Source organism: Lactiplantibacillus dongliensis (assembly GCF_005405105.1).
Taxonomy (GTDB): domain Bacteria; phylum Bacillota; class Bacilli; order Lactobacillales; family Lactobacillaceae; genus Lactiplantibacillus; species Lactiplantibacillus dongliensis.
Genome location: NZ_BJDK01000013.1, coordinates 35,572 through 50,213, shown reverse-complemented (window position 1 = coordinate 50,213; position 14,642 = coordinate 35,572). Strand labels below are relative to the sequence as shown.

Genomic DNA, 14,642 nt, shown 5'->3' with positions numbered 1-14,642 from the left:
ATGGACTTAGAATTATATGATCAAACGGCCGCCGGTGCTGCGGCAGCTGACTTACAATTGATTCGGGATTTGATTGCGGCAGCGGGGCAAGAGTTGAAGCTTCGTGATGATACCGAAGTTTCAGTAACGTTAATGAACAATGATGAGATTCAAAAAATTAATGAGCAGTACCGGGGCGTTGACCGGCCCACCGACGTGATTAGTTTTGCCATGCATGATGATGACGCCGATGATGTGATTGTGATGGACCCAGAGATGGCCGCAGAAATGCCGTTAAACTTAGGGGATATCATGATTTCAGTTGATAAGGTTGACGAACAAGCCCAATTCTTACAACACTCGCGTGAACGGGAGTTAGGTTATTTAGTCGTCCATGGCTTTTTGCACTTGAACGGCTACGACCACCTGCAACCAGCGGATGAGCAAGAAATGTTTGGGTTACAAAGGAAGATTTTAGATGACTATGGACTCGCAAAATAAATCAAATAAACCACAAATCGAAAAGAACCATTCATTTTGGCAGTCTTGGCAACATGCTTGGTCCGGTTTGAAAACGGTGGTTAAAGAAGAGCGCAATATGCAGACCCACCTTGTTTTGGGGGTAGTGGCGTTACTAGCCGGCTGGTACTTCCAATTGACAACGAGTGAATGGTTATGGTTGTGCTTGGCCATCTTTATGGTGATGCTTTGTGAGATCAATAATACGATTGCGGAGAATATCTGTGATCTGGTAACCGGACCACATTATCATCCGTTAGCCAAAAAGGTTAAAGATATAGCTGCTGGCGCCGTTGTATTTGCAGCGGCATTTGCGGTACTAGTTGGGTTGATCTTATTCGTACCTAAAATCTGGCAGTTTGTGTTAACAAGGTAGTAGAAAGGGAATAAATTATGGCAAATACAGAGTTTCATTCCGGCTTCGTGGCAATTATCGGTCGGCCTAACGTTGGTAAATCCACGTTGTTGAACCGCATTGTGGGTCAAAAAGTGGCCATTATGTCCGATAAGGCCCAAACGACCCGTAACCGGATTCAAGGAATTTATACCACTAAAGACACGCAAATGGTCTTTATCGATACACCTGGGATTCATAAACCACACAGTCGCTTAGGTGATTTTATGGTGAAGTCGGCCTTGTCAACGTTGGGCGAAGTCGATGCGGTGCTCTTTATGATCAACGCGGACGAACGTCGTGGTGCGGGTGATAACTTCATTATTGAACGGCTTAAGGCAGTTAACAAGCCGATTTATTTGGTCATTAATAAGATTGACCAGATTCATCCTGACCGGTTGTTAGAAATTATGGATCAGTATAAGGATGCCATTTCGTGGGCCGATGTTTATCCAATCTCAGCTTTAGAAGGTAATAATGTTGATGAATTGGTGGCAACCTTGAAGTCGAAATTGCCTGCAGGACCACAATATTATCCTGCTGATCAGATTACGGATCATCCAGAACGCTTCATTATTTCTGAATTGATTCGTGAAAAGGTCTTAGACTTAACCCGGCAAGAAGTTCCACATTCAACTGCTGTGGTGATTGATTCGATCAAACGTCAAGATGAAGAGAAGATTCATATTCAAGCGACGATTATTATTGAACGGTCGTCACAAAAAGGAATTATCATTGGTAAGGGTGGCAGTATGTTAAAACGGATTGGGTCAATGGCTCGCCGGGATATTGAACGTTTGCTTGGTGATAAGGTCTACTTGGAATTATGGGTCAAAGTGCAAGAAAACTGGAAAGATCGGGAAAACCTGTTAGCTAGTTATGGCTATCGGCAAGATGATTATTAGAATCGTTAGGTGATTAAATGGCCCAACAAACGATCACTAACTTTAACGGTATTTTATTGTATCGGCGCGATTATCGTGAACGCGATATGCTGATTAAATTTTTGACCGCGGAATATGGTAAAAAAATGTTTTTTATTCGTGGTGCCCGTCGGCGCGGGTTTAAAATGGCGGCCGAGTTGTTGCCGTTTACGATGGGTGAATACGTTGGTGACTTGCGGGATCAGGGCTTGTCTTATATCAATAGTGTCAAATCAGTACAGTATTTTGAGCAGATTAGTCAAGATATTGAGTTGAATGCTTATGCGACGTATATCATGAATCTGATTGATGTGGCTTACCCGGACAATCAGCCGGTGGGGCGTTGGTATCAACAGATTACCAGCGCGTTGCAGCTGATTGATCAGCGTGTTGCCCCCGCACTGGTCGCTAATGTGGTTGAAATTCAATTACTAGGCGCGTTCGGGGTTGCGCCGGAACTGCGCTGGTGTGCCGTGTGTGGTCGGCAAGACTTGCCGTTAGATTACTCGGAAAGTTATGGGGGACTATTGTGTCAGCAACACTGGCATCTAGATCCGCACCGGCTGCATGCTAGTCAAGCGGCCATCTTTTACTTGCGGAAGTTCTCAGTGTTGAACTTGAGTAAGGTACATTCGATGACGGTTAAAAAAACGACGGCGCAACAATTGCGGCGAATTTTAGATGAAATCTATGATAATTCAGTCGGGATACATCTAAAGTCTAAACGGTTTATTGATCAGATGGGGAGTTGGTATCAACCATTAAAACCCCGGCAGACCGATGATGATTGACAAACTAGTAACAGTCGGCTATGATGATGAAGAACTGAATAGTTAAGTGTTGATGAGAGAAAATTATACGTCGTGGTATCCAGTGAGGCCTAGTGAGTGAGAAATGGTCAGAAGCGATTATAATTGGCGCTCTCGGAGCTTTGAAGATTAATTAAGCTGCTGAGGTTACTCAGAAGTAGGGTGGAACCGCGAAATCAATCGTCCCTATGTCATTCTTTTGGAATGGCAGGGGACTTTTTTTGTGGGCAAAAGCCGATTCAGTCACAAATTTTGGGAGGCAGACAATGAGCAAAAAGTTATCAGTGCAAGAGATTATTTTAACCTTGCAAGAGTTTTGGTCAGATCAAGGTTGTATGTTAATGCAATCTTATGATACAGAAAAAGGGGCCGGGACGATGAGTCCATATACGTTCTTACGTGCTATCGGTCCTGAACCTTGGAACGCGGCGTATGTCGAACCTTCACGGCGCCCAGCTGATGGTCGGTATGGTGAAAATCCTAACCGGTTGTACCAACATCATCAGTTCCAAGTGGTTATGAAGCCGTCACCTGAAAACATCCAAGACTTATATTTACAAAGTTTGGAAAAATTAGGCATTAACCCCCTTGAACATGATATTCGATTTGTCGAAGATAACTGGGAAAATCCTTCAATGGGTTGTGCCGGTGTTGGTTGGGAAGTTTGGCTAGACGGGATGGAAATTAGTCAATTTACCTACTTCCAACAAGTGGGTGGTCTGGAAGTTGATCCAGTTACTTCAGAGATTACCTATGGTTTGGAACGGTTATCATCTTATATCCAAGATGTTAACTCGGTCTTTGATTTGGAATGGGGCGATGGCGTTAAGTATGGCGACATCTTCTTGGAACCCGAATTTGAAAACTCAAAGTATGCCTTTGAAGATAGCAACGAAGACTTATTATTAATGTTGTTTGATGAATATGAAAAAGAAGCTAAAAAGCAAATCAAGAACGGCTTAGTTCACCCAGCTTATGACTATTGTTTGAAGTGTAGCCATACCTTTAACTTGATGGATGCTCGGGGAATGGTTTCCGTGACGGAACGGGCCGGCTATTTGGACCGTATCCGTAATATGGCTAAGTCGATTGCAAAAGAATTTGTGGCACAACGTGAAAAACGCGGCTTTCCATTACTCAAACATGCGCAGGAGGAAACGAAATAATGGCTAAAACTTATTTATTAGAAATCGGTTTGGAAGAAATGCCGGCGCACGTCGTCACTCCTAGTATTTTGCAATTAAAAGAACGAATGGCAAAATTTCTCAAAGACGAACGCTTAACTTTCGACCAGATTAAAACTTTTTCAACGCCACGCCGGTTGACGTTGCAAGTTGAAGGCTTAGCTGATAAGCAAGCTGATGTTAAAAAGGAAGTTCGGGGACCAGCTAAGAAAATCGCTCAAGACGCGGATGGTAACTGGACGAAAGCAGCTGTCGGATTTTCTAAGGGTCAAGGCGCTTCAACGGATGATATTGTCTTTAAGGAAATCAAAGGGACGCCCTACGTATTTGTTCAAACGTTTACAGCTGGTAAACCCGCTAAAGACGTTTTAGCAGGCGTCAAGGACGTTATCACGAAGATGAACTTCCCCACGATGATGAAGTGGTCAACGTTTAGCTTTAAATACATTCGGCCAATTCGGTGGTTAGTTTCCTTATTAGATGATGAGATTATCCCAATCGAAATCTTAGATGTCAAAGCCGGTCGGACAACTCGCGGTCATCGTTTCTTAGGCCATGCTGTCGAAATCAAAAACGCGACGGATTATGAAGCTGATCTAGCAAAAGAATTCGTGATTGCTGATGCTGCCAAACGGAAGGCCAAGATTCGCACCCAAATTGACGCCTTAGCTAAAGAACATCAATGGCAGATTGTCGTTAACGAAGACTTATTGGAAGAAGTTAATAACTTAGTTGAATATCCAACGGCGTTTGCGGGGGATTTCGACACTAAGTACTTGCCAATTCCAGATGAAGTCTTGATTACGTCAATGCGTGACCATCAACGGTTCTTCTACGTGACCGATGCTGATGACAACTTGTTGCCACACTTCGTTTCCGTGCGTAACGGGAATACGGAAAACTTAAAGAACGTGATTCTGGGTAACCAAAAAGTGTTGACAGCTCGGTTGGAAGATGCGGCCTTCTTCTTCCATGAAGATCAGCAACACTCCATTCAAGCTTATGTGGAACGCCTTAAAAAGGTCAGCTTCCATGATAAGATTGGGACGATGTACGAAAAGATGCAACGGGTCATGTATATCGGTGGTCTGTTAGCTGATCGGTTTGGGTTAACTGAAACCGAAAAGAATCAACTCCATCGTGCGGCTCAAATCTACAAGTTTGATTTGGTCACGGGGATGGTCGGCGAATTCCCTGAACTCCAAGGTGTGATGGGTGAGAAGTATGCCATCTTGAAGGGTGAAGATCCCGTCGTTGCCCAAGCGATTCGCGAACATTATATGCCAACTAGTGCAGATGGGGCCTTGCCACAATCGAAAGTTGGCGCTGTCTTAGCAGTCGCTGATAAGCTTGATTCGATTACGAGCTTCTTTGCAGTTGGCTTAACCCCAAGTGGGTCTAACGATCCGTTTGCCTTACGTCGTCAAGCCTTTGGGATTGTTCGAATTGTCCGTGATCAAGGCTGGGACTTCCCAATCGGTCAATTTGAAACCGATATTCAACAAGTCTTGCAAGCTAACGGGGCCACGTTCAACTTAGACTTTGCTAAGCAAACCAAGCCAGTGGCAGCTTTCTTAACCGATCGGGTTAAGCAATGGTTCAGTAACAAGCAGTTGCGTTATGACATTGTTGACACCGTTATTAAGGGCAGTCGGCAAGATATTCGTGAAATGTTCAAGGCAGCAGATGTGTTAAATGCGCATCAGGATGATCCTGAATTCCGAGACACCATTGAAGCCTTGACCCGGTTATTACGGATCACGGCTAAAGCTGATCTGGACACGCGTGATTTGACGGTTGATCCAGCATTATTTGAAAATGATGCGGAACAAAAACTTTATGATGCGGTGAATGAGCTTGAAACGAAGTTAACCCCAGCGCTCGATATGAATGATCGTTTTAAGGCGTTGGCTAGTTTACGGCCATTGATCGCTGATTACTTTGACCAGACGATGGTCATGAGTAAAGACGAAAAAGTTCGTAACAATCATTTGAAGCAATTGATTAAGATTGCCCGCATGGCAAATGTCATGGGTGACTTGAACCAATTAGTCGTTAAATAAGTGCCAATGATGTAAACTTAAGAGCATCAAATTAGTCATGATTGTGTGACTGGTTTGGTGCTCTTTTTGTATTAGTACTAAGCTGGATTAGCGGTAAAGGAAGCTTGGTTAAGATGAAAAAATATCGCTGGATTCAAGGGATTGCGGCTGTCTATGGGGGGATCTATGTGGCGGCACTTTATTATGCCAGTGGCGTCCACACAGGATTTAAGTTAGATGATCATCAATTAACTGGTTACGTGATTTGTGGGCTATTGTTGGGGTGCTTGGTGTGGTCATTTTTGGTCCGAACTCGGGGCCTCAGACGACTCTTAGCACTAGTATTGTTAGGCTGCTGTCTGGCACTACTTGGGGTCACTTTATTTGATATTGTTAATTTTAATGAAGCGTTCTGGTATTTTATTTTCTGGGTTTATTTGCTGCCAATTATGGAATTGATTGAGACGATTGAGTTTATTATTGAGACTAGAATTCGTTAGTCGTTACATGTGAGGCTGGGCGTGTCGCATAACCGTTAATGAACGAGTCATTACCCGCCAATCCACGAGTATTTCAGCTTAAATTGTGACAAACTTGACAAAAGTGTCTAATAAGCAAGACTTATTATTGCACACCTGTCAAACTTGTGGTAAGATATATTTTGTAGAAATTCGCACGCTAATAGTCGCATCTCGTTTTCGTGATGCGGCTTTTCAAGGCTACGCGAATTTTTGTGATTTTGTCAGTCGATTACTTATGAAATGGGGTGGCAAAGTGGCCAATTTGATCCCGGAAGAAAAGGTCGATCAAATTCGATCCGCAGTGAATATTGCGGATTTTGTTGGTCAATATGTGCAGCTGAAGAAGGCCGGTAAAAACCTATTTGGCTTATGTCCGTTTCATGAGGAACGGACGCCGTCATTTTCAGTTAATGAACAAAAACAAATTTTTCATTGTTTCAGTTGTGGTCGGGGCGGTAATGTCTTTTCATTCATTATGGACTTGGAAAACCTTAGCTTTCCAGAAGCGGTTGCGAAAGTCGCGGAGTTTGGCCATGTGGATTTACCGGCAAGTTATACCGCACAATCCCAACCTGCCGCACCTAAGGATCAAGTTCAAAGTGATTTGTTAGCTCTTTATGCGGACAGTGCTAAGATGTATCAACATATTTTAGTTAATACAGAATTAGGTGAACCCGCGTTAGCGTATTTGCATGAACGTGGGTTAGATGATGACACGATTGCGACGTTTGGAATTGGGTATGCTCCTAAGAATCAGTTATTATTAGACTTTTTTAAAGCTCACCAGATTGATTATCAACTTTTACGTCAGTCGGGATTATTTATTGAGAACCAAGCCGGTGAATTACGGGATCGGTTTGTTGACCGGGTATTATTCCCAATTAAAGACGCCAGTGGTCGGGTGATCGCTTTTTCAGGACGTATCTTGAAAAAGTCGCCAGATGAACCTAAATATTTAAACAGTCCAGAAACCAAACTTTTCAATAAACGGTCCGTCTTATTTAACTTTGACTTGGCAAGGGGGGCAATTCGCCAGAAAAAGGCAGTTGTCTTATTTGAAGGGTTCATGGATGTGATTGCGGCTTATCGCGCTGGCATTCAAAACGGTGTGGCTTCCATGGGGACGAGTTTAACGAATGAGCAGATTTATATGCTCGAGCGGGTGACGGATCACTTGTCGATTTGTTATGACAGTGATACCCCTGGTCAAAAGGCAACGGATCGCGCGCTTAAGCTACTCGGTGATAACAGTCGACTGAATTTAAATGTGATTCAGATGCCTGATGGGATGGATCCGGATGAATACTTACGATCAGCTGGCTCAGAAAAGTTTCAGCAGGTCTTTGAGGATGGTCAGCAGACACCCACGGCTTTTGAAATGCAGTATTTACGTCATGATTTGAATTTACAAAATACGCAGGATCAGTTAACTTATTTAGAAGCCGTTTTACAACAGCTGTCGCAACTCTCTTCCAATGTCGAACAAGACTTATATTTGAATCAACTGGTACAAGAGTTTGGCTTAAATAAGGATGATTTACGGCAACAATTACGGTCGCTAGTCGGTCGCCAGACGGTTCATCGGCAGCCGACCAAACGACCCGCGGCCCCAGTTGGTCCACCACCAGTTGATGATGGCGGGGTGACCATGATGGCCCCGCCACCCCCAACGGAGACGATGGCAACAATGGGTGCCACGACCAATGCGGCGCCGTTAAGTCGTGTTGAACGGGCGGAACGACTATTACTGTATCGCTTATTACACGATCATGATGTTTGGTTGCGCGTCATGGCGTTAGCGGATTTTCACTTCGTGCATGATCAGTATCAAAACATCTTGGCAGACGCCGAGGCTTATTTTAATACGCATGCGCATTTTGATTTAGCCAACTTTACCGATTTTATGACCGATAATCAGTTAAAACAAGTGGTCACCAGCTTGGAATTTATGGATGTTGCGCAGGAAACCTCGCGTGAAGAAGTGGCGGATCTGGTCAATGTCATTATGAATCAGCATCCGGTCGCGGAACAAATTAAGGGTAAAAAGGCCGAATTAACGGCCGCTAAACAATTGGGTAATCATGATTTAGTCCAGCAATTGACGCTGGAACTAATTGAATTATATCGTCAACAACAGCAGGTACAACAAGCTGACAGCTTATAGGAGGCTACAACTTTATGGCAAAAGCAAAAACAACGACAACGGAATATAACAAAGCCGTTAAAGCGTTAATTAAGAGTTATAAAAAGTCTGGTAGTATCAAGTATGATGAACTATCTGACAAATTGGCAGCACCTTATAAACTAGATGCTAAGGGTATTGATAAGTTATTACAAAAAATTGAGGATGCTGGGATCAGTGTCGTTGATGAAAACGGTGATCCAGATGCGCGGGCCGTTAAGAGTGTCAAGACCGTCACGAAGAAAGAATTAAAGAGTGCTGGTTCCGCCACTGGGATTAAGATTAATGATCCTGTGCGGATGTACTTGAAAGAAATCGGGCGCGTTGACTTATTGACCGCGGACGAAGAAGTGGCCTTGGCGTTACGGATCGAACAAGGCGACGAGTCTGCTAAGCAAGAATTGGCAGAAGCTAACTTGCGTTTGGTGGTGTCGATCGCTAAGCGTTATGTCGGTCGGGGGATGCAATTCCTTGATTTAATCCAAGAAGGTAACATGGGGTTAATGAAGGCCGTTGAAAAGTTTGATTATCGCAAGGGGTTTAAGTTCTCAACTTATGCCACTTGGTGGATTCGGCAAGCGATTACGCGGGCCATTGCGGACCAAGCACGGACGATTCGGATTCCGGTTCATATGGTTGAAACCATTAACAAGTTGATCCGGATTCAACGCCAATTATTGCAAGATTTAGGCCGGGAACCAACCCCTGAAGAAATCGGGGCGGAAATGGATATGCCAACGGAAAAGGTGCGCGAAATCTTGAAGATTGCGCAAGAACCCGTATCGTTGGAAACCCCAATTGGTGAAGAGGATGATTCTCATTTAGGGGACTTTATTGAAGACCAAGATGCGACGTCACCAGCCGATGCAGCAGCGTATGAATTGCTGAAAGAACAATTGGAAGGCGTGCTCGATACCTTAACGGATCGGGAAGAAAACGTCTTGCGGTTGCGGTTTGGTTTGGACGATGGTCGGACCCGGACTTTGGAAGAAGTTGGGAAAGTCTTCGGGGTTACGCGGGAACGGATTCGTCAAATCGAAGCCAAGGCGTTACGGAAGTTACGGCACCCATCACGTAGTAAACAATTAAAAGATTTCTTGGAATAAGTGTCACCAAAAACGGTCGCTAGTTGAGCAAATGCTCGCTAGCGGCCGTTTTTTAGTGGTTAGGTGTTGGTTTGAAGTGGGATAGCCGGTTGAGCCTGCCACCAATGAGCCATGACGAGTAGCACGATGATCAAGACTTGCAGGGATGACAAGACAAAGTCACTGCTGCCATACGCTAAAATGACGGGTAGGAGTAATGCAAAGTAGTGTTGATTGGGTAGCTGGGAGTGTGTAAGCCGAATCAACTGCCAACTGTTGATGATGATTAAACTAGCTAAGCCGAGACCGCTTAAGCCGCCAAACGAAGCTAAGATCATAATGAAAAGATTATGGGCATGTGGCACGTAATGGCCGGTTAAGCTTAAATATCGCGGGGCAAAGCCAAAATATGAGACGCCAAGCCATGGGGCGGTAGCAAAGACTTGGAGACTATGCTGCCAAATTGCTACGCGGGCAGTCCAACCAGTCGCCCAGGAATAGCTGCGTGGCGCCCAAGCTAGTCCGAACCAGCAGAAACTACCGGCACCGCCGATTAACCATAAAAGATGGCGCCAATTCAAGGAAAAGCTGGTCCCTAAAATCAGTAGTAGCATCAGGATTAAGCCAGTCCGTGATTGGGTCTGGTAAATACCGAGGATGATTAAAGCGACTAAGCCCCAATTAAGCCAAGTGGTTGCGTAAATGTGCTCGTCAATTTGGGCTAATGCCACGGCTAGGGCAATCAACAATAAGCAGCAAGTAGTGAATTGTTATCTTTAACTTGCCCCAGCGAGTTGCAAGTATCAGTGTGCGCAGCAGCTTTAGTTGCTCAAACCGTTATCCGCGCCAAAAAAGTAATCCACAAATTCTAAGTTAGTATAATTCACGGGTTGGGCCCGCTGTTGTTGAACTTGGGTTTGTCGCCGGTTTAACCCGGCTTGAGCCAAGGCTTCGGGGCTGGCTAAAAGGTGGCAGTTAAACAGTCGAAAACCGGTCGTTTCACCCCATTGTAATTGCGCCATGGTCGGGGGACCGAGGACTTCGGCTGGGTGATTATAAAACGCTGCAATCAATCCCATGGCCAATGGTTTCAAGATTAATTTTAGATCAGTATACCGAGCAGCAGCCAATAAACTATTGATCTGAAAGAATCGGTCTAAATCTGCTTCATTAGTGGGTTCATCATGGGATTGTAGCCAGATTAAATCGGCCGGAAAGTTTTCAGCGGCTTGGGCTTGTTGTTCAGTCAGCGGACTAGGATTGGCTGCTTGCAGTTTTTCTAAGCGGGTCCGAAGCTTATCAGCTGATTGGGTGGTGTCAAAGGTATCATTAATCAGAAAAGTGGTTAGTAGCCCCGTTTGCTCATAGCAACCGGTTAGCGGGAGTATCGCGGTCTGGTGACAATCGTGGTCAATAAATTTAAGTTGGCCTTGAAATTGTTTAGTGGTGCGGTTGAGTGAAGTCAAGACGACTAATAATTCTTGGTCAGGGATTAGGGTGAGCAAATCGTCTAGTTCCAGTTCCAACGTGCGTGCTAACGTATTTAATTGTTGCAAGTTGAGCTGTTGGGCCTGATTATTGGCCAGTTGGCTCAATATTTGGTGATCGATACCCGTTTGCTGGGCTAGTTCGGTAATGCTGAGCTGGCGTTCGGTCAAGATTGCGGCTAATTCGGATTTGATCATGCTAAAACATCCCTTCTTGGTTCTAAATTGATCCGGCCAAGTTGACTGGCTGGTAACGTCATGGAAGTGCCTCCTTTACCGCAACAGCTACGCAAACAACGTCATTAGTCAGCGAAAAATAAAAAATAAGTCGTTTACTAGCGTTAATCGCTTTCTAAGCATGTTAAAATGAAAGCAGTTAAAATGATTGAAATTAGCCAAAGTTAAGTTCAATTTAAAATCAAATTGGGACCATAAATAAAAAGGGGTTATGTCGGTGGATGCCAAACAATTATCACAACGATTAGCAACGGTCGGGCAGTTCGTGCCACAAGGAGCCCGCGTTGCCGATATTGGGTCAGATCATGCGTACTTGCCAGCTAACTTGGCGTTAAATCAGCGGATTAGTTATGCGGTCGCTGGCGAAGTCGTTAAGGGCCCGTTCGAAAATGCACAGCATGAGATTCAAAAGTTGGCTTTAACCGCCCTCGTCCAGGCACGTTTAGCTGATGGATTGGCGGCCATTCAACCCGCTGATCGAATTGATACCATTACGATTGCCGGTATGGGTGGCCCGTTGATTCGGCACATTTTAGAACAAGGGTCGGCCCAATTAGCCGGTGTAAAACGGTTAGTTTTGCAACCAAACGTTGGTGAAGCGACCGTACGTGACTGGTTAGCAGCCCACCAATTCAAGTTAGTTGCCGAACGTATCTTGGCGGAGGATGGTCATACGTATGAAATTCTGGTTGCTGATCACGTGGCTGAACCGGTTAGTTATACGGCAACCGAAACGCTATTTGGCCCGTTCTTACTAGCAGAAAAGTCGCCGGTATTTCGGGAGAAGTGGCAACATGAACGACAGCGCGCACAAATGGCGGTTAGCCAAATGCAGCAAGCCAAAGTCGTGCCGGCTGAACATTTAGCAGCGGTTCAAACTAAAATAAATATAATTGAAGGAGTCTTAGCGGATGTTGGCAAGTGAGTTAATCACACGGTTTGAGAGTTTTGCACCATTGAAGTTGAAGTGGCACGATGATCCAACGGGGTTACAAATTGGTGACCCTAATCAGCCGATTCATAAAGTACTGGTGACATTAGATGTCCGGCCAGAAGTAGTCGATGAAGCAATCAAAGTCGGGGCTGACATGATCTTTGCCCACCATCCGGTAATGTTTCGTCCCGCCGCTAATTTAGATTATCAAGATCCGCAAAAAGCGATGTATGCTAAAATCGCCGCTCATCATCTGTTAGTCTATGCGGCGCATACCAACTTGGACTGTGCTGAAGGTGGGATGAACGATTGGCTGGCACAAGCGTTAGGCCTACAACAAGTAAGTGGCCTAGTGCCTGGCTATCACGCTGCCGCTGTAAAGTTAACGGTGACCGTTCCAGCAGCTCAAGCTGAAGCAGTGCAAGAATATCTCATTAAGACTTGGCAAGCCAAAGTCGATCGCTATGCCTTGAATTCCGGCGAACAATTTAGTGTTGATTTATTGCAGGACAACTTGTCAGCTGCCATTCAAGGCATTCAAGCCTTACTACCAACTACTGACTGGGACTATCAAGCCGAACCGTTATTAACTGGCGGTCATCAATACAGTATGGGTCGCATCGGGAATTTAGCCCAACCAATGACCGTCCAAGCGTTTGCGGAACAATGCAAGCAAGTCTTTGGTGTCGGTGGGTTGCGGCTAGTCAGTGCCACTCCGCAACAACTGATTCAGCGGGTGGCCGTGCTAGGTGGCGATGGCGGTAAGTTTTATCATCAAGCGTTGCAACAAGGCGCACAAGTCTATGTGACTGGCGATGTGTATTATCATACGGCCCACGATATGTTGGCGGCGGGCTTGTCGATCGTTGATCCGGGTCATCATGTTGAAAGTATCTGTAAGGCACAATTGACGACGTTATTTACCCAATGGGCTAGTGACCATGATTGGCCGCTGGAGATTGTGGCCTCGCAATTAAATACTGATCCGTTTACATTTATTTAACTTTAAGGAGGAACTACCAATGGCAACTTATCCACATTTAATTTCTGACTTTTTGAGTTTTGTGAAGATTAACAGTCGGTCTGACGAAACGTCGACCACGATTCCGTCATCACCGCGGGAGACGGCCTTTTTGCAGCAGTTAATGACCAAATTAACTGATTTAGGCTTGAGTGATGTTGAACAGGATGCGCAAAGTGCGTATGTCTTTGCAACGGTCCCCGCTAACACGGATCGACCAGTTAAAACATTAGGCTTTATCTCACATATCGATACTGCTGACTTTAATGCTGAAAATATTCAGCCACAAATCGTTGAAAACTATGATGGTAATTCGGTAATCAAATTAGGGACGAGTGGTTATGACTTGGATCCTAAGGTCTTTGCTAACTTAAAGAATTATACCGGACACACGTTGATTACAACCGATGGGAATACGTTACTTGGCGCGGATGATAAGGCCGGCGTCGCTGAAATTATCAGTGTTGCAGAATATTTATTGGCGCATCCGGAAGTTAAACACGGGAAGATTCGGTTAGGCTTTGGTCCTGATGAAGAGATTGGAACTGGGGCTGACCACTTTAACGTGCCAGCGTTTGGTGCGGATTATGCGTATACGGTCGACGGTGGACCATTAGGTGAGCTTGAATATGAGACGTTTAATGCGGCTCAAGCAGAAGTTAGCTTTACCGGGGTCAATGTGCATCCCGCCGAAGCTAAGGATATTATGATTAATGCCTTGCAGTTAGCGGTTGATTTCCAAAATGGCTTACCTGCGCAAGAAGTACCGGAACATACTAGTGGTCGGGAAGGCTTCTATCATTTGTTAGCCCTAGATGGCACGGTTGATAATGCGAAGATGACTTACATTATTCGGGATCATGATCGGGCTAAATTCGAAGACCGTAAAAAGACTTTCCAAGCTGTTGCAGATCACTTAAACGCCCAATTCGATGTCGAACGCGTGCACGTTAATATGAAGGATCAGTACTATAACATGCGCGAAATTATCGAAAAAGACATGACTGTGGTTGAATTGGCTAAGCAATCGATGGAAAAATTAGGCATTAAACCAGTCATCTATCCAGTTCGTGGTGGGACTGATGGCTCGAAGATTTCATTCATGGGCTTACCAACCCCTAATTTATTCGCGGGTGGCGAGAATATGCATGGTCGCTTTGAATATGTTTCCGAACAAGTGATGGCTAAAGCGGTCGATGTCGTGCTCCAAATTATTACTGATAATGCCCAACAAACTAAATAGTTGGCAAAGCTGGCCATTCGTTATATAATGCAATGGTCAATAAAGGTCAAACCTTAATTGGCAGCTGAAATAGCTGCCTTTT

14 protein-coding genes are annotated in these 14,642 nt (G+C 44.8%); 12 read left to right on the top strand and 2 right to left on the bottom strand.

What is annotated here, in order from left to right; genetic code table 11:
• From ybeY to rpoD, 9 genes are all read left to right on the top strand, one after another.
• On the top strand, nucleotides 1–480 hold the full coding sequence (ybeY, locus tag FFM80_RS06420; RefSeq protein WP_137640055.1) for an rRNA maturation RNase YbeY: 480 nt from the start codon (nucleotides 1–3) through the stop codon (nucleotides 478–480).
• A complete protein-coding gene (locus FFM80_RS06415; RefSeq protein ID WP_137640087.1) occupies nucleotides 464–874 on the top strand; it encodes a diacylglycerol kinase family protein in 411 nt (136 codons plus the stop codon). Before ybeY ends, FFM80_RS06415 begins: the two co-directional genes overlap by 17 nt.
• A gap of 17 nt (nucleotides 875–891) precedes the next feature.
• Nucleotides 892–1,797 carry a GTPase Era gene (gene era / locus FFM80_RS06410; RefSeq protein ID WP_137640054.1) on the top strand — a complete coding sequence of 302 codons (906 nt, stop codon included), beginning with the start codon at nucleotides 892–894 and terminating at the stop codon, nucleotides 1,795–1,797.
• 17 nt (nucleotides 1,798–1,814) lie between these two features.
• A complete protein-coding gene (recO, locus tag FFM80_RS06405; protein WP_137640053.1) occupies nucleotides 1,815–2,606 on the top strand; it encodes a DNA repair protein RecO in 792 nt (263 codons plus the stop codon).
• 284 nt (nucleotides 2,607–2,890) lie between these two features.
• A complete protein-coding gene (glyQ, locus tag FFM80_RS06400) occupies nucleotides 2,891–3,790 on the top strand; it encodes a glycine--tRNA ligase subunit alpha (protein WP_137634057.1) in 900 nt (299 codons plus the stop codon).
• Complete coding sequence (glyS, locus tag FFM80_RS06395; protein WP_137640052.1) at nucleotides 3,790–5,871, top strand: glycine--tRNA ligase subunit beta; 2,082 nt, start codon at nucleotides 3,790–3,792, stop codon at nucleotides 5,869–5,871. Before glyQ ends, glyS begins: the two co-directional genes overlap by 1 nt.
• A gap of 113 nt (nucleotides 5,872–5,984) precedes the next feature.
• A complete protein-coding gene (locus tag FFM80_RS06390) occupies nucleotides 5,985–6,350 on the top strand; it encodes a hypothetical protein (protein ID WP_137640051.1) in 366 nt (121 codons plus the stop codon).
• Nucleotides 6,351–6,624: 274 nt separating this feature from the next.
• A complete protein-coding gene (gene dnaG / locus FFM80_RS06385; RefSeq protein ID WP_137640050.1) occupies nucleotides 6,625–8,535 on the top strand; it encodes a DNA primase in 1,911 nt (636 codons plus the stop codon).
• 14 nt (nucleotides 8,536–8,549) lie between these two features.
• Nucleotides 8,550–9,659 carry an RNA polymerase sigma factor RpoD gene (gene rpoD / locus FFM80_RS06380; RefSeq protein ID WP_137634061.1) on the top strand — a complete coding sequence of 370 codons (1,110 nt, stop codon included), beginning with the start codon at nucleotides 8,550–8,552 and terminating at the stop codon, nucleotides 9,657–9,659.
• Nucleotides 9,660–9,718: 59 nt separating this feature from the next.
• Here the strand turns inward: rpoD and FFM80_RS06375 are convergent, their stop codons facing one another.
• Both FFM80_RS06375 and FFM80_RS06370 read right to left on the bottom strand, forming a co-directional pair.
• Nucleotides 9,719–10,369, bottom strand: coding sequence for an O-antigen ligase family protein (locus FFM80_RS06375; protein ID WP_171001048.1), 651 nt, complete (start codon nucleotides 10,367–10,369; stop codon nucleotides 9,719–9,721).
• 90 nt (nucleotides 10,370–10,459) lie between these two features.
• A complete protein-coding gene (locus tag FFM80_RS06370) occupies nucleotides 10,460–11,323 on the bottom strand; it encodes a helix-turn-helix domain-containing protein (protein ID WP_137640048.1) in 864 nt (287 codons plus the stop codon).
• A 256-nt stretch (nucleotides 11,324–11,579) separates the two neighbouring features.
• On the opposite strand from FFM80_RS06370, the gene FFM80_RS06365 reads away from it, so the two are divergent.
• Genes FFM80_RS06365 through pepT form a run of 3 tightly spaced genes read left to right on the top strand, consistent with a single transcriptional unit; the run spans nucleotide 11,580 to nucleotide 14,560 of the window.
• The gene (locus FFM80_RS06365) at nucleotides 11,580–12,287 is read left to right on the top strand and encodes a tRNA (adenine(22)-N(1))-methyltransferase (RefSeq protein ID WP_137640047.1); all 708 of its coding nucleotides are present in this window, start codon (nucleotides 11,580–11,582) and stop codon (nucleotides 12,285–12,287) included.
• On the top strand, nucleotides 12,274–13,299 hold the full coding sequence (locus tag FFM80_RS06360) for a Nif3-like dinuclear metal center hexameric protein (RefSeq protein WP_137640046.1): 1,026 nt from the start codon (nucleotides 12,274–12,276) through the stop codon (nucleotides 13,297–13,299). The genes FFM80_RS06365 and FFM80_RS06360 overlap by 14 nt, the downstream gene beginning before the upstream one ends.
• Before the next feature lie 19 nt (nucleotides 13,300–13,318).
• Nucleotides 13,319–14,560, top strand: coding sequence for a peptidase T (gene pepT / locus FFM80_RS06355; RefSeq protein WP_137640045.1), 1,242 nt, complete (start codon nucleotides 13,319–13,321; stop codon nucleotides 14,558–14,560).
• Nucleotides 14,561–14,642 lie beyond the last annotated feature (82 nt).